The organism is Demequina salsinemoris (assembly GCF_000974805.1).
Classification (GTDB): Bacteria; Actinomycetota; Actinomycetes; order Actinomycetales; family Demequinaceae; genus Demequina; species Demequina salsinemoris.
In genome coordinates this window covers 18,620-40,164 of sequence record NZ_BBQZ01000010.1, presented here as the reverse complement: position 1 = coordinate 40,164, position 21,545 = coordinate 18,620, and the positions used below count along the sequence as shown (strand labels likewise).

General features: G+C 68.3%; 14 protein-coding genes. 5 read left to right on the top strand and 9 right to left on the bottom strand.

Annotation, left to right across the window (positions count from 1 at the left end; genetic code table 11):
* Positions 1-388 (bottom strand): sugar nucleotidyltransferase (locus tag AOP78_RS14455; RefSeq protein WP_152659587.1); only part of this gene is annotated, 388 nt, incomplete at its 3' end.
* A 304-nt stretch (positions 389-692) separates the two neighbouring features.
* Between AOP78_RS14455 and AOP78_RS14450 the strand changes: the two genes are divergently transcribed.
* Positions 693-3,521 carry a glycosyltransferase family 61 protein gene (locus AOP78_RS14450; protein WP_062206367.1) on the top strand — a complete coding sequence of 943 codons (2,829 nt, stop codon included), beginning with the start codon at positions 693-695 and terminating at the stop codon, positions 3,519-3,521.
* Between the two features lie 87 nt (positions 3,522-3,608).
* Here AOP78_RS14450 and AOP78_RS14445 read toward each other — a convergent pair whose 3' ends face one another.
* The 5 genes from AOP78_RS14445 to AOP78_RS14425 all read right to left on the bottom strand — a co-directional run bounded on the left by AOP78_RS14445 (position 3,609) and on the right by AOP78_RS14425 (position 12,453).
* A complete protein-coding gene (locus tag AOP78_RS14445) occupies positions 3,609-5,693 on the bottom strand; it encodes a hypothetical protein (protein WP_062206364.1) in 2,085 nt (694 codons plus the stop codon).
* Between the two features lie 148 nt (positions 5,694-5,841).
* Positions 5,842-7,794, bottom strand: a complete 1,953-nt coding sequence (locus AOP78_RS14440; protein WP_062206362.1) for a hypothetical protein — start codon at positions 7,792-7,794, stop codon at positions 5,842-5,844.
* A complete protein-coding gene (gene glf / locus AOP78_RS14435) occupies positions 7,791-8,942 on the bottom strand; it encodes a UDP-galactopyranose mutase (RefSeq protein WP_062206360.1) in 1,152 nt (383 codons plus the stop codon). Before glf ends, AOP78_RS14440 begins: the two co-directional genes overlap by 4 nt.
* 8 nt (positions 8,943-8,950) lie before the next feature.
* Positions 8,951-10,588, bottom strand: a complete 1,638-nt coding sequence (locus AOP78_RS14430; RefSeq protein ID WP_062206357.1) for a glycosyltransferase family 2 protein — start codon at positions 10,586-10,588, stop codon at positions 8,951-8,953.
* An 8-nt stretch (positions 10,589-10,596) separates the two neighbouring features.
* A complete protein-coding gene (locus tag AOP78_RS14425) occupies positions 10,597-12,453 on the bottom strand; it encodes a glycosyltransferase family 2 protein (RefSeq protein ID WP_062206353.1) in 1,857 nt (618 codons plus the stop codon).
* 226 nt (positions 12,454-12,679) lie between these two features.
* Here AOP78_RS14425 and AOP78_RS15135 point away from each other — a divergent pair, with 226 nt between their 5' ends.
* The 4 genes from AOP78_RS15135 to AOP78_RS14405 all read left to right on the top strand — a co-directional run bounded on the left by AOP78_RS15135 (position 12,680) and on the right by AOP78_RS14405 (position 17,452).
* Complete coding sequence (locus AOP78_RS15135) at positions 12,680-13,246, top strand: lysozyme family protein (RefSeq protein WP_062206351.1); 567 nt, start codon at positions 12,680-12,682, stop codon at positions 13,244-13,246.
* Positions 13,243-15,339 (top strand): LGFP repeat-containing protein, encoded by a 2,097-nt coding sequence (locus AOP78_RS14415; protein ID WP_062206348.1) that lies wholly within the window; start codon positions 13,243-13,245, stop codon positions 15,337-15,339. Before AOP78_RS15135 ends, AOP78_RS14415 begins: the two co-directional genes overlap by 4 nt.
* 83 nt (positions 15,340-15,422) lie before the next feature.
* Positions 15,423-16,397: a glycosyltransferase family 2 protein gene (locus tag AOP78_RS14410; protein WP_062206345.1), complete on the top strand. Its 975-nt coding sequence runs from the start codon at positions 15,423-15,425 to the stop codon at positions 16,395-16,397.
* Positions 16,394-17,452: a hypothetical protein gene (locus AOP78_RS14405; RefSeq protein WP_062206342.1), complete on the top strand. Its 1,059-nt coding sequence runs from the start codon at positions 16,394-16,396 to the stop codon at positions 17,450-17,452. The genes AOP78_RS14410 and AOP78_RS14405 overlap by 4 nt, the downstream gene beginning before the upstream one ends.
* 10 nt (positions 17,453-17,462) lie before the next feature.
* On the opposite strand, the gene AOP78_RS14400 is transcribed toward AOP78_RS14405, so the two are convergent.
* From AOP78_RS14400 to AOP78_RS14390, 3 genes are all read right to left on the bottom strand, one after another.
* Entirely contained in the window at positions 17,463-17,759 is a 297-nt protein-coding gene (locus AOP78_RS14400; RefSeq protein WP_236685398.1) for a hypothetical protein, read from the bottom strand.
* A gap of 334 nt (positions 17,760-18,093) precedes the next feature.
* Positions 18,094-20,253, bottom strand: a complete 2,160-nt coding sequence (locus tag AOP78_RS14395; RefSeq protein ID WP_062206336.1) for an acyltransferase family protein — start codon at positions 20,251-20,253, stop codon at positions 18,094-18,096.
* A 240-nt stretch (positions 20,254-20,493) separates the two neighbouring features.
* A complete protein-coding gene (locus AOP78_RS14390) occupies positions 20,494-21,537 on the bottom strand; it encodes a DUF2332 domain-containing protein (protein WP_160297659.1) in 1,044 nt (347 codons plus the stop codon).
* Positions 21,538-21,545: the final 8 nt, after the last annotated feature.

Below are 21,545 nucleotides of genomic sequence, written 5' to 3'. Positions count from 1 at the left end.
ACGCGCCCTTGATCGCGTCGAAGCGCTGCAACTGCGAACCCAGCCCCGGCCCATAGAGCAGGTTGTCTCCCAGGACGAGCGCGACGCTGTCGTCGCCGATGAATTCCGCGCCGATCGTGAACGCCTGCGCCAGCCCGTCGGGCGACGGCTGCTGCGCGTAGGTGATCTCGATGCCGAACTGGCTGCCGTCACCCAGCAGCCGCTCAAAGCCCGCAGCATCATGCGGCGTCGTGATGACCAGGATCTCCCGGATACCCGCCAACATCAGCGTCGACAACGGGTAGTACACCATCGGCTTGTCATACACCGGCACCAACTGCTTCGAGACACCCATCGTGATCGGATGAAGACGGGTCCCAGACCCACCCGCCAAAATGATGCCCTTCACGGTTTCCTCCAGATCTTGCCCCTGCTGCAAGGCTACCTGAATCGACCTGCGCGTCGTCCCGCTCAGGTTGTCCGCCCGACAGGAGCCGTCCGGGCGGCGGCCAGCTTGACCTGGCCTCGACGCCGGTTCGGCGCGCCCCACGGCGCAGCTTCTCGCGGTGAAGACACAGCTGAACGACAGATGATGCGACCGCCCGGCTTCGTCGTCGGTTCCGCCAGAGGGCCGCACATCACCTCGACCGTGAGCCAACACCGTTAGGATCGAGTTCGCCGTTCCCACCGGCGTCTATTGAAAGGTCCTTCCCGTGATCGACTTGACGGAGCCCCTGCAGGCGCGAGAGATCGCCGACGCGACCGTGTACCCCACCCTGCGGTTGCCTGACGTCAAGAATCGACTGCTGGGCGGAGTCTTCGCTGACGGAAAGCACGTCGAACGCACGCAGCTCGAGCGTCGCTCGGGGGAGACGGGATGGCCCGCACGCCCCGAGATGTTCGGCGAACCCGATCCGGTCGAGTTCGAGGAAGCCATCTACGGCGGGATCCTGTACTTCCACTTCGGGCACTTCCTGGTCGAGAGCCTTGCACGCACGTGGCTCACGCCCCAACACCCCGACGTGCCGATCGTCTGGGCGGGCGCGGCCAACTGGCACGCGAGCGGGCCCCACAAGGCGGGTCGCATCGCTCACCCTGGGGTGCCCTCCGACTGGCAAGGGCACGCCGTCCTCCACCCGTGGCAGCAGGAGCTGCTCTCCGTCCTTGACATCCGGAACCCCGGCGTGATCCTCACGCAGCCGACGCGCATCAAGAAGCTGCATGTCCCCGACATCGGCTACCGATATGACGACCAGTTCCACCCCGAGCACGCCGCCTTCCTCGCGCACTACGAGGGTCCCGCGCAGGACCCCGACGAGCGGCTGTGGCTGTCGCGGAGCGCCCTGCCGTCAGGCGTACGAGATCTGAACGAGCACGTGACCGAGCGACGGCTCGCAGCCGCGGGCTGGACGATCGCGCACCCCGAGCAGCTCTCAGTGCGCGAGCAGCTGGATCTGATCTCGCGAGCCTCGGTCGTCTCCGGCGACGAGGGATCGGCGTTCCACCTCATCATGCTGCTCGCGAACGCGTCGGACAAGCGGCTCGAAGTCGTGCGCCGTCGCGGTCACGAGCACAGGAACATGCACACGATCGGCGACGCGGTGGGCGTGTCCCAGCGGTTCCACACGCTTGAGGGGACCCAGGTTCTGAGCGCCCAGGGCCGCTGGGTGACGAAGGTCTCCAGCAGTCCCGCAGGGGCGCTGAAGGTGTTGAACGTGCCCCTCGCGCCCGCGCCCGAGCAGACGGACGATGCCTCGTTGGCTCTCGCGCACAGGTTGGCGTCGCAGATCGCGGGCGATGGCGCGATCCTCGAGGTCGGCGTCGCGGATCCCAGGGCGCTGAGCAAGGTCTCAGGCAAGCGCAAAGCCGTCGTGTGCGAGCAGCTGGCCGTCGACCCCCGTTCCAACGTGGTCGCCGGCCTCGAGATCTACGAGATGAGCAGTCGGCTCTTCGCCGCCACGGTGGCGGAGCCCGATGCCTTCGACGTGGTCATCCTCGGCAGCACGCACGCGGACGACCTATGGGAGGACTTCTGTGCCTCTCTCGGTGCCGCCCGTAGCGGCGCCGTCTGGTTGGTGCCGGCGACCGCCGATGAGACCTCGCCCGACGCCGCAGCGGCGCTCGCGCGCATCGTCGCCGCGTTCCCCGGTCTGGATGCCAGCACCGTCGCGGAGGACGAGGCATCAGCAAGCCTCGTGTGGTTCCAGCCGCGAGGACTCCCCGTCGAGCGTCCGGCAGACTCCGCTGTCCCGTCACAGTCCGCGGATATGCCCGCGAACCTCAGCGGGGCCCTGGCCATTCGCGCGACGGCGGACGAGGCGGTGAAGGCCGTGGCCGAACGCATCGCGCAAGGCGCGATTCGCGCCCTGCCGCTCGAGCTGGGATCGCCGCCGGATGCGCCGACAGCGCGTGCGTCCGACGATGGACGTGGCCAGACGGACTCGCCGACCGACGCAACGACCGACGCAACGACCGGAACGGCGACCGACGCCACCGTCGTGCCCCCGGTTGACCGGCCCAGGTCCGCACCGCAGCACCCCAAGCGTCAGCCTGCGGCTCCCGAGGTGATCCTTCACTTCGGTCTCCACAAGACCGGTACGACTGCGATCCAGGAGACGCTCCGGCGCGCACAGCGGAAGGGCACGCTTCAAGGGGTGTTCTATCTCAACGCCAAGCCGTCGAACCACTCCTACGTCATGGCGCCTGCCTTCGGCAGTCGCAAGAACATCGACTACTACACCCGGGTCAAGTTCGGAGGGCGCATCCCGCTCGGCGCGATGACGCAGGATGAGGCTCGCAGCCTCCTCGTCAACAGTCTCGAGGAGGCCCGGCACAGGCGCGTTCCGTTGATCGTCTCCTCTGAGGACATGAGCATGCTGACCTCGCGAGAGGTTCGCGCCATGAGGAACTTCTTGAAGGCCTACGGAGTGCCGCGCGTACGATGCGTCGTCTACGTCCGCCCCATCGAAGCATGGTCGAACAGCTATGCCGCTCAGCTCGTGAAGCAGGGTCTGCGGACCGTCAGTGAGGTGCTCGATGATCCGCCCTATCCGATCTTCCGCGACTACATCGGGAAGTACGTGGAGGTGTTCGGCGCCGAGAACGTGACCATCCGTCCGTTCGATCGCGCGGAGCTCGTCAACGGCAGCGTGGTGGCTGATCTTCTGCATGTGGTCGCACCGGACCACGAGCAGGCGTTGGAGGAGTTGAGGGCGAACGAGTCGCCCAACCTCGACCAGCTGCGGCTGGTGTCGCGGCTCACGGAGCTCATCAGGCGCGGGAAGTTCCGCGGAGATGTGAAGAGGATGCAGTCCGGACTTGGAAACTTCCGGGCTGGCAAGAACGCCAAGGCCTTCGCGCTTCCGCGCGAGACCCTGGACCGGGCGAGGGCGCTGGGCAGCGATGACGCGGAATGGTTGGTCGCGAACTCCAGCATCGATCGGGCGTTCCTCGACAGTCGCGGGAAGTCGGTGTCACGCGAGGAGCTTCTGGCGCCGGTGACCGACGTCGACCTCGCCGAGTACATCGCGAAGATGAGCTGAGGGGGTCTCCCGCACGGATGACGCCCGACTCTCGTCGCGACCGGGTCCCCGTCGTGTGATTGCCGCTCCCCCTGTCATCGGGGACGTCTAGCCGGTCGCCACCGCGATGTGTCCTGTCACCACGTGCGCGGCTCCCGCCAGCGCATCGATCGCTTCCTTCACCGGGATATCCTCCGACCACTGGTCGCACGAGGCCGCGTCGGCCTTGCCCGCCGTCACCACCGTGGCGCCGTTGGCCTCAAGCTCACGCAGCGTGCGCTCGAGCTCCGCGTCGAGCTCACGCAGACGCGAAGCGCATGCGTCACTCAGGAGGGCGCACGGCATCGCCTGGCCGCTCTCGTTCCGGAGGACGGCCTCGGCCGCGCCGGCGATGAGCACTTGCTCACGATGAGCATCGGAGATCGACCCCTTGAGCAGACGCTGCGCACGATGCAGCAACTCGAGCTGCGCCGACGTCGGAAGACGCAGGTCCCGTGCCGGAACCGAGAAGACGACGGGAGCCTCGTCCATGAGGCCAAGCAGCGAGGACAGTTGAGCCGTCACGTCCCGTGGCGTCGCAACCTGCTCCACCTGGACCACGACCCTTTCGGCGCCTACCGCCTCAGCCCAGTCAGCGAGGACCCGCGGCGCGGCACCAAGCCCCTCGGGCAGGCGGGACGCGTTCGAGGGATCGAGGTGCATGCTGACGAAGTCGGCCCAGTCCACGGAAGAGCCCGCGAGGATCGACTTCCACCACATGCGCGTCAGGGCGACCTGCGGGTGAGGGACTGAGACAAGCGCTGTTCGCTCTCGCGGCAGGGAGTCGATCAGCTCACGGATCTCGTGTGAGCGCAACCGCCAGGCGTCCTCACCCCCGAAGTAGGACTGACTCCCCCGGGTGAGGTGTGGCTGGGACCCCACTGGCGCCGCAGCGTTGCCCACATGGAGCGATCCTCGCCCATCCCAGGGCAGTCGGAGGACGGCCGACGTCACGAGGCCCCCGATGGTCTCCGGCAGGGCTACGTGCACGAGCGCCCGCGGCGCGGCGCGCCTGCGCAGGTGTCTGCTCACCCATCGCGGCGACGCGGACGAGAGCGTCCCCTCGATATGAGCGGGAGGCAGCGCCGTGTAGATGGGCGCGTCTTCAGCAGGCGAGAGTCGCCGCTCGGCGCGCCTCACGAGCCCGGCCAGAGCGTGTGCCGCCGTTTCGACCGAGACGACGGCGGGCGAGGGCAGCGGTCCGTCGGAGACGCACGCGGATGCGCTCGCCAGGACGTCGAGGTCGCCGATCACGTTCACGCCCGTCGCTCGGATACGGTCCGCGTATGCGCAGGCGGCCCTCTGGACCTCAGCGGCTGCAGAGCCAGGCAGGGTGATGGACGGCCCCGCGGCTTCTCTGCCCTCCGGCTGCTGCATGAGGGCGAGGCACACGCCTTCGCGCACCAGGTTGCTTCGTTCAACCCGGTTCCCCAGATGCGTGAGCCGCCCGTTGAGAGCCCTCACGAACTCGATCTGATCCCAGCTCAGGCTCGCGTTGACGTCCTCGCCCGTCATCACCCCGGCCTGGGCACCCAGGAGCGCCTCGAAAGTGCGCAGCACGTATCCTCGATCCGACGGCGGCAGCACCACCACGGTCACGTTCTCGGGCCCCACGAGCTCAGCCCACCGCTCGAACGTGAGGCTTCCGTCGGCGTCCGGGCGCGTGGCCCGATCGGTATCGAGCAGCGACGGATCCTCGAGCACTCGCGGGACGAAGTCCTCGAAGGACTCCTCCCGGCCGGCCTTGACCCGCTCCTGCCAGTTGGAGCCGATCAGTCCTGCGATGCTCCGCAGCGTGACGACCACCTGCACCTGCTCCCCCGGGAGACGATCGAGGACGCGCCGTATCTGCGCTCGCTGGAATCGCGAGATGACCTCTGCGCTGAGCAGGAAGCGCCGGGCACCGGGCGTACCGAGGGCATCGCTCATCGGAGCGAGCAGCTCGGAGCTCGTGCGGCTCCCTTCCGCAGCGAGCTGGAAGGCGAGATGGTTGTTCCTGCCGTCGCTCCACAGCGGCACGGCGCCGTCGGCCGCCAGAGCCTCGCGAGATGCCTCGACGCTCCGCTGGAGGGTCGACGTCGCGGTCTTCGGCAGCCCGACGTGCAGCACGACCGAGCCAGGTGCGAACGCCGCTACCGTGTCTGCTCTGCCCATCGCCCGTTCTCTCCAGGATCGTGGTCGCGCCGTCCTGACGGCCCGTGATCAGCGCATGCCTCCCAGGTGACGGGCCGGTCCGTATGACCGCACCCGCGCGGACCTTCCGCGGGCGAACAGCGGGACGCGACCGTCATGACGGCGTGAGTCAGTCGACGACCATGTCCTCGACGATCGCCACCAGGAGCGGGAGCGCGTCGGCGGCGGAGATGCTCTCCGGGGTCCGCGCGGTTCCGAGCGGCTTGATCGATACCCGTGCGTCGCGCACCGCTCCCCTCTTGACGAGCCGCTCGACCTTGGCGTCGGCACGAGCGAGCGAGCGGAGCGTCGCCTCGGACGCAGGCACCCTGTCCAACGCCTCGGGAAGCACATGACCGAGGACTCGCGGGCGCGAGAAGGCGGGCCCCTTGGCGTTTCCGAGGAGCTCGTTCGCGCGGCGCGCCATCTCGCATCGCGCGAGCGCGGCCGCAGGCTCGACACCGAGAGGGGTGCTCTCGAGCGTGACCGTCCCTCGTCCCAGGGCCCGTACCATCGCGCCCAGCACCATGCCCGCGTCGCGACCGCCGCCTGCGAGCCAGCCGTCGAACGTCAAGCGGCCACCTCGCCCCAGCGCGGCGAGCCAGCGTCGCGATGCCGACTCGAGCGCGGACGACGACTCGAGCACTCCCGCACCGATCCGGTGCGTGTCCCGCGCTCGCCGCCACACGCGCGCCGAGCGCGTCCACAGGTCACGCACGCGCCTGTCCTCCGGAGCCCCGGAGACCAGATCCGTCAGCACCGTCCCGGACGGCGCGATCCTCACTCCGCGGGTGGCCTCGGGTCGAGTGCGCGGAAGGAGGGTTCGGAGCGCGCGAGCGACGACCCTGGACGCCAGGCTCGGGATCGCCTGAGCCGCGGACGCGACGCGCGTGCCGGCGGCGACGGGGTCGGCCTCGCCACCGCTCGAGCCCGTCCTTCCCCCGGAGCCCGCGGGTGCCGCCGACTCTTCGCGTGCGGGCTGCGCACCCGAGGTACGGTTCATCCGGTCGGCCGAAAGCCGAGCGTCGAAGTCCGTCACCTCGGCGAACAGCTCGCTGTTGCCCTCGATGAACAGGTCTCGCACCATCTCTGCCGCGACGCCGACGGGAAGGTGATCCCAGGTCGAATCGGCGGTCGCTCCGACCCGTCGGGGCGGCGCCGACAGCTCGCCGAGGTCGCCCATGACGCGCACTCCCGTGGCAGTGACGGCGTCCGCGAACGCACGCCCCGCGCGCGACGCGGGGTCGACGTAGGCCTCAGGAATGGCCACGGGAGCACTCGGGGGAAGCTCGCCCTGGTATTGGCGGATCGCGCGCGCGATCCCGCGATCCACGACCTTCATGTATCGCTGATTGCGGGGAAGGTGCTCCGCCGCGATGTTGAACGACCTCAGGAACTCGGCTTCGGCAGCCGAGAGGCTCTCGTTGAGGTTGTCTCCCTCCAGGAGACCGTCCTCAAGGCCGAGCAGGTGCTCGAAGATGCGATAGACGGAGCGTCGATCGCTCCGGTCCAGCACCGCGACCGTGACGTTCTCCGCGCCGGCGATCTCGATCCATCGTGACAGCAGCCACCGGTTGTCTCGCTGGTGGTACGCCGGCACCGGCGAGAGGTCCAGGCTCTCAGGGTCGTCGAGGACCTCGTCGAGCCACTCGTCCAGCGTCCGCGTCTCGCCGAGCTTGACCCGCTGCTGCCACTGCGAGGGCAGGAGGTCGGCGAAGTTGCGCAGGGTGAGCACCACGTGCACGGGGCCGGGCAGCGAATCGTAGACCGCGCGGCCCTTCTTGATCGTCATCTGCGAGCACAGCTCGCTCGAGACGACGCGCAAGCGCGAGTCCTGCTCGAACTCCTCGTGCATCCGTCGGACGAGCGCGAAGCCGTCGGCCTCTGCCTTCCCGTACGCCAGATGACGCACGAGCTGGTTGTGGTTGCCCTGCCCCAATGGCACCCGCACGCCAAGGTCGAGCAGCTGCTCGTTCGCGTTGGTGAGCGCGGACTGCAGCGCGGACGTCGCCGTCTTCGGGGCCCCGATATGCAGCAGGGTGGTGCCGTCGGGCAGCGGACCCACGTCGAAGCGGGAGGTCATCCGCGCAGCGCCGGCACAAGCTCTTCGGAGACCATGGTCAGCGCGGAGGCGATGGCCATGTGCATGTCCAGGTACTTGTAGGTACCCAGGCGTCCACCGAACCAGACGTTCTTCTCCTTCGCCATGAGCTCGCGGTAGGCCGCCAGCCGCTCGCGATCCTCAGCGGTGTTCACCGGGTAGTACGGCTCGTCGTCGCCCTCGGCGAAGCGCGAGAACTCCCGCATGATGATGGTCTTGCCTGACGGGTAGTCGCGCTCGGGGTGGAAGTGCTTGAACTCGTGGATGCGCGTGTACGGGAACTCGGCGTCCGGGTAGTTCATGACCGTCGTGCCCTGGAAGTCGTCGATCTGGAGCGTCTCGCGCTCGAAGTCGAGCGTGCGCCACGACAGGCTGCCCGCGGCGTAGTCGAAGTAGCGGTCCACGGGGCCCGTGTAGACGATCGGGATCGAGCCGACGGCGGACTTCGAGGCCTCCTGCGTCGTGTCGAAGAAGTCCGTCTCGAGGCGCACCTCGATGTTCGGGTGGTCGGCCATCCGCTCGAGCCACGCGGTGTAGCCGTCGACCGGCAGACCCTCGTAGGTGTCGTTGAAGTAGCGGTTGTTGTACGTGTAGCGCACGGGCAGGCGCGAGATGATGCTCGGCGGCAGCTCCGTGAGCGGCGTCTGCCACTGCTTCGCCGTGTAGTCGCGGATGAACGCCTCGTACAGCGGACGGCCGATCAGCGAGATCGCCTTCTCCTCGAGGTTCTCCGGCTCCTTGTCCCCGAGCTCGGCGGCGTCGTTGGCGACACGCTCGCGAGCCTCGCCCGGCGTCATCGCGCTGCGGAAGAACTGGTTGATCGTCCCCAGGTTGATCGGCATCGGGTAGACCTCGCCGGCGTGCGTCGTGTAGACGCGGTGCTGGTAGTCCGTGAAGGACGTGAACCTGTTCACGTACTCCCACACGCGCTCGTTCGAGGTGTGGAACAGGTGCGCGCCGTAGCGGTGGATCTCGATCCCCGTCTCGGGATCGGCCTCGCTGTAGGCGTTGCCACCGAGGTGGTCACGGCGGTCGATCATGAGCACGCGCAGGCCGAGCTCCTCGGCCGCGCGCTCTGCGATGGTGAGACCGAACAGCCCGGTCCCGACGACAAGCAGGTCTGCATCCATGGTGGTCCCTAGCCCTTCAGTCGACGCTTGGCGGCACGAGCGGCACGAGCCGAGAACTTCCGCACGCTCGCGAAGTCCCGGCGGAGCGTACGACGCACGCCGGCGAACGCACCCTTGCGGAGGTCCTCGATCTCCTCGTCCTTCACCGCGAGCTTGCGCAGGAGCACGTCCTCCTCGTCGGTCTTGACGTGGATGCGCGTCTCGTCGGTGTCGGGGGTATCACGCAGGTCGAAGGCACGAGCAGAGCTCAGGGTCCACCAGTGGACGTCCCAGATGCTGGCGATCGCCTTGTCCATGTCCGCGGGGTCGTCCACGTAGTGCGCGGCCCTGGCCGCCGCAGGCCCGAAGGTGACCGTGATCGGGGCCTCGACCCCGTGACCGTCCACGGAGAAGTAGTGCCGCCCGATCGAGGGCTGATGGATGCGGTTCATCATGGTCTTGACGGCGCGGGACTCGAGTCCGACTGTGACCGGCACATCCATCCGATACGGCGAGGGGAACCAGGGCTGCTCCTCCTCGACCATGCGCACGCGACCCTCAGCGCGGAACCACTCCTGGACCAGGTACAGCTCGTTGTTCGGGTCCTTGAGCACGCTGCGGCGAGGGTTCGTCAGCTCGGACCAGGGGCCGACGAGGTCGACCTGGATGTCCGGCTCGGTCTGGGTGAGGAGCCGATCGACGCACGCCCGTGCGTACTTCGCGGTCTCGTAGTCGACGTGGACGACGGCGCGGATGAAGGGCACGTCCCACTGTCGGTTGGAGGTGGTCCGCCGGCCTCGCGGGATCGGCATCCGGTTCGCGAAGTAGGGCTTGTTCTGATGCGCCACCGCCGCGCCGTGGCTCGTCACCGTCGCGCGACCGAGATGCCACGCGTAGCCGTCATGCACCGGGATGAAGACCGCGCCGCCCTGCCAGGACTGGTACGCGATCTCCGTGTCCTCGCCCGCACGAAGGCGGCCATCGGTGCGGTTCGTGCGGTCGTACACCAGTCGGGTCACCGTGGCGGTGGCGCCCATGTGGGTCGAGTAGTTGTGCCCGGCCGAGTCGTTGAGGTCGTCGGTCGCGTCGTAGATGTCGAGCGACCAGTGTCGGTGGAGGCCCTCGCGCGAGAAGAGGCCACGGACGCTGTCGTCCTTGACCGCGTTGTAGACCTGCTCGGGCGTGAGGTCCCACTCCTCGATGAAGCCCTTGTCGCCGATCGTGGCGGCCTCGGGGATGAAGTGCGCCCACTTGGCGTGCTGACGGATGTTGTCGGCGAACAGCACCATGTCGGAATCGACCCAGTAGATGATGTCGCCGGTGGACTCGTCGATCGCCTTCATGGTGCCGTTGGCGCGGCCCCAGCCGTCGCCCTCGGGGATGCGCATCACGCGCGTGTTCTTGTGGACGTGCTCGCCGAGAACGACCGGCGGCTCGCTGCCGTCGTCGATCACGATGACCTCGACAAGGTCCTCCGGGTAGTCCTGGGCCGCGAGCGACGCGAGCGTGAGGTCGAGCGTCGGGCTGTTGAAGGCGGGGACGATCACGGAGACCGACATGGTCGGCTCCCAGTCGGAGGGCACCGTGCCGTCGAACGTGTCGCGCCAACGGTTCTTGTAGACGATGCCGTCGAAACGCGGATCGCCGCTTGCTCGTGTAGTCGTCACTGCTCTTCTCAGTCGTTCGGGGGAAGGGGCATGCTCGCGCCGCCAGGGTGCGTCGTTTGCCGACCAGGATAGATGTCCGCGGGCAGGCCCGCCCACTGCTCGTAGGCGTTCTCGATCAACGAGCCCATGTCGACGTGCCACGTGTGGCCGTCGTCGTGCCGCACGTAGACGTAACCGAGGCTGGACGTCCGGTACGCGATGAGCCCCTCGCGGAAGAAGCGCAGCAGCACGCTCCGGTCCGTCGAGTTGGTCGTTGGTCGCCACCCGCCGGTGGTCTCAAGGTCGCCACGCGACATGAGCATCGCACCGCCGGCCACCTGTCGGCTGTAGCGTTCCGTCGCGAACTTACGGTGGAACGTGTGATCGATGCCCTCGACGTGCATGTACTCGGTCGTCTTGCCGACGATGTTCGCCGACGAGTACAGGTAGGCGAGGACGATGTCCCAGACGAACTCGGGACCGTAGAGGTCGTCATCGTCCACCTTCATCACGAGGTCGCCGCTCGACCTCCGGGCACCGGTGGCGAGCGCCGTGCCGAACGGGACGTCGGATCCGACCTCGACGAAGTGCACGGGGTTCACGAACTCGGCGGCCCGCAGGGATTCGGGGATCGGGTGGCCGTGGCCGACGAGCACGATCTCGAGGTGCGGGTAGGTCTGCGCGTCGAGGTCCCGCAGCGTCTTCAGCACCCGGTCCGGACGCATGCTCGACATCACGAGCGACACCGACGGGACCGCGTGGGCCCGATGCGCGCCGCTTCGCGTGGCCGCCGTCAACAGCGGCGAGTGGCTGCGGAGCGCCTGCCGTCGTTGGGGAACGGAGCGGCGTTCGCGGGTCAGGCCCAGGCCCGGGGAGTACGGCGCGCGCCACATGTCGACCAGCGCAGGGTCGGCGCCGACGATCGCGTCCGCGGTGGGCCCAGGAAGCGAGTGGAGGATGACTCCCGAGGCCGACAGCTCGACGAGCCTCTCGCCGAGGTCGAAGGCCTCGCGTTCGTCTCGCGGCGACGGCACGCCGCTGAGCGGGATGTGCTCGAGCGCGTGCATGCGGTCGATGTGGCGCGCCGTGAGCGGCTCGCGCATCGGGAGCTCCGACTCGAACGGCTCGTCCTCTCCGATGCCGATCGTGAGGGTCGCCACCTGAGAGAGGTCCCAACGCACGTCGAGGACGCGCTGTCGCGGCTCATCGAAGTTCAGGAGCCACCCGGTCGGACGATGCACGTGAAGGTCGACCTGAGCGCGGGGCTCATGCGTGCTGACCTCGAGGTGATCCACCTCGGCCGTCTTGATGGTCTTCGGGTCGGCGATGGACGCTTCGATCGCCGCTGCCGCCTTGGGGTCGTCCGTGACGGCCACATCGGCACGCGGGAGGCGCACGCCCTCGAGCTGATAGGGCTCCTTGGTGTCGAGCAGCGTCAGCGGGACGGGCGAGGCGAAGAGTCCGAGCGCCTGCGGCGACAGCCCGTCGACGGTGACGATCTCCGGAACGCCCGCGCCGTGCGTCTCGCGACTCGGCGCGAGCACGCCGTAGGCCGCGCGCGCGAAGACGGCGATGTTGCGACCCGCGCGAAGGCCGATCGTCACGCGAGCGGTCCCCCGCAGGCTTGGCAGCGCGGTGGACAAGGACGTCATGCCCGACATGTTGCCCGCGGTTCCTGTCCAGTCGGCCATCGGCCGGCTCCAGCCCGCGACGAAGAAGGTCACCTTCTTGAACTTGTTGGGCTCCGGCGAGGGGATCGCGAGGCGGCGGAGGAGGTCGACGTGCTCACACTCGATCTCCACCTCGGTGTCCTTCGCCACCGCGAGCTCGTGGAGCACCTCCGGCAGGTCGAGATAGGTCGCCTTCACCCTCAGCGTCTTCGCCATCTGCCTGCCAGGCCTCCTTCTCGGTCGTGGCTGCGGTCGAGGCACCGCGAACGGTGTCTTCAGTGGGGCCGCCCCTGCCGCCCGAGCCGTGACCACGGCGCTTCGTCGCGCCAAGTCTAGACGACCGCGACGGGACGTGTCCAATCCCACAGCGTGGGAGGCCCACAAACCCGTCCGATCTGGTGATACTGGTCCCTCGTCAGGGTTTCGGGGAGAGGAGTCGCACGTGCGCGCCTGGTTGCTTGGCGTCCTTGTCGCCATCGCCGGGGTGGCGGTCGTCGCGACGCTGTTCGTGGTGCTGACGGGAGGAGACGAGGCGGAGGTATCGCCGAGTCCGTCCCCCAGCGCCTCGATCTCGAGCACCGTGTCCCCGACCCCGTCGGATTCTCCGACGGCCACCCCGTCGACCGCGTCCGCCACCCCTACCGCTTCCGCCTCGCCCAGCCCGTCGGCCACTGCCGCGGCATCGCCTGAGGAGACCTCGGACGACCCCGCCAAGACGGGCGTCGAGGTGTCCCTCACGCGCTTCGGCGTCTCCGACGGCGAGCTCACCGCGGCGGCCGTCGTGGTCGGCGTCGTCGAGGAGGGCGGCACCTGCACGCTCGTGGTGACCGACGCGGACCAGCAGCTCTCGGTGGATGGCCCCGGCAACGCGTCGGCCACCACCACGGACTGCGCCGAGGGCCTCTCCCTCGACGTGTCCGCTCTCACAGGACCCGCGATCCTGTGGATCGAGTACGACTCAACCAGCTCCTACGGGACGTCCGACACTGCGGAGATCGACCTGCCATGACCGTCCTCGCCCAGCGCATCCGACCCACCGCCACGCGCCTCGCCGCGGCGCTCCTCACCGCTCTCCTGGGAGCGAGCGTGATCGTCGCGGTCGCCGCGCAGGAGGCAGAGGCCGCTTCGTCGTTCGACGCGGGCAACATCATCGACGACTCGGTCTTCTTCGACTCCGGCTCCATGACCGTGAGTCAGATCCAGAGCTTCCTCGACAGCAAGGGCGGCGACCTCGCCGATTACGTCGCGAGCACCACCTCCAAGCCGAACGATGCGTACTGCGACGGCTATTCGGCGAAGTCGGGTCAGACCGCGGCGCAGATCATCAAGGGCGTCGCGGACAGCTGCGACATCAGCCCGCGCGTGCTGCTCGTGACGCTTCAGAAGGAGACCAGCCTGGTGACCCGTACGGGGACCAGCGCCTGGTACTACAAGCGGGCGATGGGCTATGGCTGCCCGGACAGCAACCTCGGAACGAGCGTCGACGCGGACCAGGACGGCTGCTACGACTGGGCCCAGGGCTTCTTCCAGCAGGTCTATCACATGGCCAAGCAGTTCCAGCTGTACGCCAAGAAGCCCGACAGCTACTCCTACAAGGCCGGCCAGAGCAACAAGATCAAGTACAGCCCGTACTGCAGCTCCTACTCCTGGGTGTACATCGAGAACCAAGCGACCGCGGGGCTGTACAACTACACGCCCTACCAGCCGAACAGCGCGGTGCTGAACGGCACCTCCGGCAGCTGCAAGGCCTACGGCAACTACAACTTCTGGAAGCTCTTCACGAGCTGGTTCGGCACCACGCACGGCAAGTCGATCGACGCCGACCTGCTCGAGGCTTGGCGCGACGCTGGCGGGATCGACGGCGTCGGGCTGCCGCTCGCCAAGGCGGTGCACGCGAGCTCCGGCACCTACCAGAAGTTCAAGAAGTACTACCTGTTCATCGACAACGACGGCGACGTCGTGAAGCTCAAGAAGAACGGCGCGCTCACCAAGGCGTACTTCGCGGCGCGCGGCCCGCAGGGCCTGTGGGGATGGCCCCAGACGGGCGCCACGTACAAGAGCGGCGTGTCCTGGGTGACGTTCAGCTCGCGGATCGCGTACGCCTGCAAGGGCTACAAGCAGATCTACTCCAGCACGCGTGAGGTGGCGCTGAGCGTCGTTCCCGCCTGGTTCGCGGTGGGCGGCAGCGACGTCACGGGACGCGCCGTGGCCGACGCGGTCACGGTCGGCGGACGCACGTACCAGAAGTTCAAGAAGGGCATCGTCTATCGCGACGGCGACGCCTCGGTGCTGCTTCCGTCCTCGAGCGCCATCACCCAGGCGTACCTCAGCGCGGGCGGCCCGACCGGTTCGTGGGGCTGGCCGAGGTCCGCCCCGAAGCTGCGCAACGGCGTGTCAAGCGCCCGCTTCAGCGCTCTCTACGCCTTCAGCTATGACGGGATGGTCGGCACGGCGTCGCGCGGCATGAGCTCGAGCGTCGTGCCCGCCTGGCTCAAGGCAGGCGGCAGCAAGGTGCTGGGCAACCCGCAGGGCAGCCCGAGCAAGAACGACGGCACGATCATGATGCGGTTCGAAAATGGGCACCTGTACGTGTTCAGCTCGGGCAAGTACCTGTACCAGCCGTACTCGAGCGCGCTCACCCAGGCCTACCTGGACGCCGGCGGTCGGCAGGGCAAGTGGGGCTGGCCGCTCAGCGCCAGGAGCACGACGAAGATCACGAGGATCAAGTTCGAGAAGCTCAACGGCTACGAGTACGACGGCGAGGCCTCCACCTCGACCGGAGTGGTCCGGTGGCGCCTCATCCCCGCCTGGTTCGAGGTCGGCGGCAGCGGCAAGACAGGGAACGCCGTCGCCAAGGCGCACAAGACCAGCGAGGGCATGTACCAGGAGTTCGCGAAGGGCTACGTGTACCGATCGTCCCACGGCGATGCCGCCTACCTGCCGAAGAGCGGGGCCATCACCAAGGCCTACCTGGCCGCGGGCGGCGTCGACGGCTCTTGGGGCTGGCCCCTCACCAGCCCCAAGAAGGTCAACGGCGTGATGACCGTGAAGTTCTCGAACGGCACGGCGCGCATCAGGGGCGGCAAGGTCGTCTTCAAGTAGTCGACTCCGTGCGAGGGGCTTTCGCCTCCACTGTTAGCCTTGTCGCGTTCCAGGCCGCGTGAGGAAGGGCGGAGAACGACCTGATGCCCTCGTACCAGCTCGACGTCCTGATCCCCGCGTACAACGCTGAGCGCTTCCTTCCCACGTGCCTCGCGTCGGTGCGCAAGGCGCATCGCGACGGCTACCGCTTCCTGTTCATCGACGATCACTCGACGGACGCGACGCCGGAGATCCTCGAGGCCGCCGCCGCCGAGTCGCCCTTCATCGACTTCGTGCGCAACGACCGCAACCTCGGCGTCGCCGCGAGCCGCAACGTCCTGCACGGACTCGTCGACGCGCGCTACCTCACATATCTCGACGTCGACGACTGGTACGGCGAGAACCACCTCGAGTCGATGGTCCGCGCGATCGATGACCTCGAGGTCGACTTCCTTCGGACCGACCACGTCATCGTGGACGGCCTCAAGCGCACGGTCGCCCGCACGCCCGAGACGCAGCGCGGCATCCGCCTGGACCCTGCGAACGCCTTCGGGGTGCCCGGGCCGCGCTCGCCCCTCAACTACCTCTACATCTGGGCCGGCATCTACGACCTCGAACGGCTGAACCTCACCGACTACGCCTTCCACGAGCATCTGCGGACCGCGAGCGACCGGCCGTGGATCTGGAAGCTCTACCTGGACCAGCGCTCCACGGCCGCGATCGATCTCGACACGTACTTCTACCGCAAGAGCACCAACGCGACGGCGCTGACCCAGCGTGGCGACGCGGCGACGCTCGACTTCCTCGTCGCGAGCGAGATCATCCTCGGCATGGCGACGGCGTCCGGCAACGCGCGAGCGGTGGACAAGGCGGCGCACAGCCTGCTGTTCCTCGTCGACTACCACCTGGAACGTGCGGGTCGACTCACGGCGGCGCTGACCGCCGAGCTCACGTCGCGCTCTGCCGCGCTGCTCGCGACCTGCCCCACCGACAGCATCGAGGCGGCCCTGCCCGCCTTCTCCGCGCAGTCGCTCGCGCGCCTGCGCCCCGTGCTCGCCGGCCTGGAGGTCACGGCATGAGGCTCGTCGTCATTCGCAGCGTCACCGGGCTCGCGCTGTACACGGCGGCCCTCGAATCGGGCGCGCTGCCGCAGGCACGCACCGCGTTCGCGATCGCGAACCTCGCCGACATCCCCGAGGTGACGCCAGGACCGCACCTCTCTCCCGGCGGGGTGGGCCTGATCGGCCCGGACGATGCGGTCGTGGACCTGGGAGCGGCGATGCACCCGTACCACCCTGCCGTTCACGAGCCCCCGCGCCGCGATCGCTACGCCCTCACGGCGCACCTCGTCGCGGGCGCGGGTGGTGAGGAGATCGACGGGCTGGTCGTGCCCGACGCGACGAGTCGCGCCATGCGCACGGTGCTCGACCTGTTCCCGCACGTGCCGACGACGGTGATCCCCGACTCGCTCGAGCACTACGCCGCCACCGTCGCGCCGAAGGCCGCCGACCTCGGCAGGATCGAGACCATCGTCCACGCACTGCAAGTCGCGCCCGACCCCGCGAGGTTCACCCGTGCTCAGCACGTCGTGCTCGACGCCGACGCGGTCAGGGCCGCCCTGGTCGGGGGTATCGACGGGTCCGCGGGGCCGCGCGGGACCGCCACGATCCTCGAGACCCCCCTCATGCGCGGGACGCATCGGGCCGCCGTGCGCACCCGCACCGGCTGTGCACGCGTGGTCGAGGGCTCGCCCGTCGTCCTCGGCCTCGACCCCGAGGCCGCCCCGCGGCATCTGCCCGCGGTCGCCTCCTCGTGCGGCGGCGACGAGGCCTGGACGGTCGTCACGCTGCCTCACGCCGCCCTCGCGCTCACGAGCGCAGGAGCCGTCGTCGGTGGCCCCTCGTGGGAGCTCGCGCTCGCGGCCGCGCTCTCAGACGCCACCGCCGTCGCGGTCGGCCACGACGGCGAGGCCACGACGCTCTCGGGCGACGCGTCCCGCGACCTGCCGCTGCTCGCCGCCATGCTGGAAGCGGCGCACGCCGCCGCGGCACCGCCGCCTCCGAGCCCGGCGACCAAGCACGGGCTTCGCAGGATTGGTGCTGCGGTCGTGACCCGGGTGCGCAGGGCACTCTAGATGTGCTCGGTCAGCAGGTTGGTGTCACTCGGCTGATCGGGGTAGGCCCTCGGTCGACCCAGCGTTCTTGCAGGGTGCCGTCGACGCGGTCGGTCTTGCCGTTCTGCCATGGTGGGCAGGGCCGGGTGCCTCGGTACTTGGCCTCGATGCGCGTCAGGGTCTCCCCAAAGGCCTGGGCTCGGACATCGTTCTTCGCGTTGTCGGTCTTGTCCTCGCGGACCCGGATCCCTTGGTTGGAGCAGAACATGGGGGCGTCGGCCAGCAAGGCCGCGCAGTCCGGTCCGGTGTCGTCGGTGAGGAGCTGCACGAACACAAGGCGGGAGTGGTCGTCGACCGCGACATGGACGTCGCCGAACCCGTTGCCCCAGCCGCGGACCTTGTCGTATCGCCCGCAGGCTCGCCATCCTCCTTCGACGGGATTTGGCCGATCCTCTTCACATGGATATCGAACAACCGTGGCGCGTCCGCCCACGCCACGGGACGGCTAGAAGCTATGCGCACGAAGAGAATCTGGCGACCACCCACGGTCGACGGGACATGACGGTGGTGCGAACGGAGGCCTCCTTCGGCGACGACCTGGACACTGCCGATGTCGGATGCCTCATCCCTTGCCTCATGACGCCAGTCATGACCGAGCACAGCTAGGGCATGAAGCTGCTCGGGATCCGGGTTTCGAAGAGTGGCGCAAGGGTTCGTGCCCACTCCACTGTGAGATGGTGATCGTCGCGGTAGGCAAGGATCCCGCCTCCGGTGGGGTAGCAGGTGTCGTCGTCGCAGTAGGCATCCGTCAGGTCCAGGACGAAGACCTCTTCGGGTGAGAAGCGCTCGGCGGCTCGCTCGAGCTGGCTGTCGCCCACGGCCGAGGGTCGTGCCCGTGTGCACGCCTCAGGGTCAGTGTCGTAGTCGACTTCCAGACACGTCGCGATCTCCATGAGAGTCCATGCCGAGTCCTTGACGGCCACGACCGGAGTACCGACGTCCACGATCGTCTGAAGCGCGCGGGCCGCACCATCGATCGCTACGGGGTCCGAGGCCTCGCCCGTAGCATCAGCGTACTGCCGGTTGGTATAGCTGAGGATCACCAGCGCTGGCTTGGCATCCTGCAGGTATTCGAGAGCACTCCCGGTGAAGTCGAGGCAGTCGAGCTGGTCCTGCTCGGTTCCCTGCATGGTGCGGGCGTCCACGAGGGCGCAGCCGGGCGACCACAGCAGCGAGAGGTTCCAACCATGCTCCTTTGCGATCGCTCCGACGGCAGGCAAGTAGTGCTGAGCGTGCGAGTTCCCTACGAGCACCACAAGCGGCCCGGACGCTTCCGTCTGCGTGTAGTCGCACAGCTCACCCTTTGCAGAGACGATCGCGTTCGGGTCGCAATCCAGCACAGCGTCGTAGTAGGCGAGGGAGTTCGCCTCGGCGTCCTCCATCTCAGGCGAGTACGCGCCGCCCACCTGAGGGCCACAGAGGTCGGAGTTCACGCGCGCCATCGCGCCGTCACACTCGCCGACCGAAGACAGGTCGTCGCTGAAGGACCGGGCGACCTCGGCCGTGCGGTGAGCGTCCGCAGCCACGGGCACAGCGTTCGCCCCCACGATGACGGCGGCGACGAGCGCCGTCACTCCCAGCGCTCCTCGGAAGGTGGCCATCACTTGAGGCGATCGGATCTGCATCGGACGTTCCACGGAGACGTATGTAGCGGTGGCCGCGAGCACGGTCGCGACGATGATCGCTCCAGACTGCAGGGGTCCTGGGTCGCCCCATCGCGACGCACCCATGACGATCAGCGGCCAATGCCACAGGTAGACGGAGTACGAGATGTCGCCCAGGAACTGAACGGGCTTAAGGCTCGCAACCGGGCCGACACTCCAACGGTTCGCGCTATCGCCAGCCAGTATCACCGCCGCAGTACCAAGGGTCGCGGCAAGTGTCGGCCAGGACGGATGCGGGGTGGAGGTGTTGAGCAGGGCGATTGAGAGTGCAATCGCAGTCCAGCCCAAGATCGACGCGGTGCGACGCCACCACACGGCGCCCTCGGATCGCCGGGAGAACGCCGCATATGCGAGCGCTGCGCCCGCGCCCAACGCGAGTTCCCAGATTCGACTCGGCGTTACGAAGAACGACCAAGCCGGTGAAGCTGCCGTGGTGACGACTGCGTAGGCGAAGCTCGCGAGACCCACCACTCCGACCGTCAGCGCCACCAGTCGCACTGGGCGCATGATGCGCAACCGCCTCGAGATTGCGAGGGCGAGGACGATCAACAGCGGCCAGAGGAAGTAGAACTGCTCCTCCACCGACAGGGACCAGTAGTGCTGCACCCCGCTCGCGGCATTGTCAGCGCCCAGGTAGTCGACTGCGTCGAAGGCCAATCGCCAGTTCTCGAAGTAGAGCGTCGCGGCTATGATCTCGCGGTGCTGCTGGAGCGCGAGAGACGCAGGCGCGAAGACATAGGTAGCCACGGTGACGACTGCGAGCACGAGGAGTGCAGCGGGCATGAGCCGTCGCAGTCGCCGCGCCCAGAACGCCGTCACGGAGAAGCTGCCTCGCGCCACATCGCGCATGATGTGCGACGTGATGAGGAACCCCGAGATCACAAAGAACACGTCCACGCCGATGAAGCCGCCAGGAAGCGTTGCCGGCCACAGGTGATACACGAACACGGAGCCGATCGCGAGTGCCCTCAGCGCCTGGATGTCGATCCTCCGGGTTCCCGAGGGCGCGCGCGAGAACACCTTTCGAGCATTCAGCTTCGCATCTGAGAGCGTTGGCATGCCGAGATTGTCGCAGGATTTGAGAATGATCCCGTCCACACGTGTCTTTCATCACACCCTGACCCGCCATCTGTGGATTCTTCATCCGTGCAAGTCGATGCAAATCGACCTATCGCGAGGAACGATTCCTCTGGTGGCAGCTCCGGAACGCGCACCTTGCAGAAGGCCTACACCAGGCGTTGGCAACACTCACGGCCCCGTCGCTTCCGCGCGCCGCACCGGGCGATCCCGACAACGGGTCCGCAGGGCGCTGCGCTGACCACCGCGCCCCGCTGATCCCTACGCCGCGTCCAGCCACCTTCCGTGCGCGTGCGCCGTCGCGCGTGCCACCGCGGTCGCGCGCGTGAGCCCCGTGCGGATCGCGGTGTGGGTCGGCGCGCCAGCGGGCTCCATGGCCACGCGCGCGACGCGGCGTCGCTTCGAGAGCTCGACGACCGCCGCGTCCAGGGCGAGCTGCTGCGAATGCGTGAGCTGATACGCCATGACCGTATGCATCACGACGATCGGTCCCGGCGGGAGCGAGTCGTCGAGCGTGGGAAGCAGCGCGATCGCGTCCCCGGCGCGGAGGTCGACAGGAGTCTCGGCGCGGATCGCGAGCGCGCGGCGAAGCCGGTCGAGGCGGTCGACGTGCTCGGGCCACACGAGCGCCTCGAGCCAAGCGGCCTGGGCCGGGTCGGACGCGTCGACCGGGTTGAGGTCGAGGCCCGTGCGGCTCGCGATGGGAGGCGTCTCGACGGGGAGGTCGAAGTCGCCCCGGTTCTCGCAATGGAGGGTGAGCGCGGTCGAGGCCGGGAGCCCTGCGCGGACGATCCCGGTGCCGTAGTCGTGGTCGTAACGGTCGAGGCACAGGTTCAGCCCGGCCGACGTGCCGACGTCCACGAGGTGGACGGCCTCGCCGAACCGCTCCGCGGCCTCGGAGATCCACGGGAGCACCGCCGCGCTGCGACCGGCCTCATTCGTCTGAGTTCGGCGGGCCAGGGCGATCGCGAGCAGCTCGTCCTCACGTTCGAGCACATACGCGCGGAAGGCGTCCCACAGGTCGTCGTCGGGGAGCCGCGCGCCCTCCCCCACGAGCACGGGATACCAGGCTGCGAGCGCATCGTCCCTGGTCAGACCCAGCCGGACCGCGCCGAACAGGAGGTTGAGCGGCGGGGTTCGCTCGATCTGCGCGACGATGCGCAGCATGCGCTCGTCGCGAGCGATCCTTCTCGCGAGGAACTCGTACACGGGCGAGTCCACGGCGGACTCGGACCAGCGCAGCACGGCGGACGAGACGTCCGCCAGGTCGGTACGGGAACGCGGTTCCCAACGCCTGTTCTCCACGGCGTGAA

Excerpts from the sequence above, each read along its gene's own strand:
- AOP78_RS14445 (WP_062206364.1), bottom strand. The coding sequence starts at position 5,693 with ATGGGCAGAGCAGACACGGTAGCGGCGTTCGCACCTGGCTCGGTCGTG.
- AOP78_RS14440 (WP_062206362.1), bottom strand. The coding sequence starts at position 7,794 with ATGACCTCCCGCTTCGACGTGGGTCCGCTGCCCGACGGCACCACCCTG.
- glf (WP_062206360.1), bottom strand. The coding sequence starts at position 8,942 with ATGGATGCAGACCTGCTTGTCGTCGGGACCGGGCTGTTCGGTCTCACC.
- AOP78_RS14425 (WP_062206353.1), bottom strand. The coding sequence starts at position 12,453 with ATGGCGAAGACGCTGAGGGTGAAGGCGACCTATCTCGACCTGCCGGAG.
- AOP78_RS14415 (WP_062206348.1), top strand. The coding sequence starts at position 13,243 with ATGACCGTCCTCGCCCAGCGCATCCGACCCACCGCCACGCGCCTCGCC.
- AOP78_RS14410 (WP_062206345.1), top strand. The coding sequence starts at position 15,423 with ATGCCCTCGTACCAGCTCGACGTCCTGATCCCCGCGTACAACGCTGAG.
- AOP78_RS14405 (WP_062206342.1), top strand. The coding sequence starts at position 16,394 with ATGAGGCTCGTCGTCATTCGCAGCGTCACCGGGCTCGCGCTGTACACG.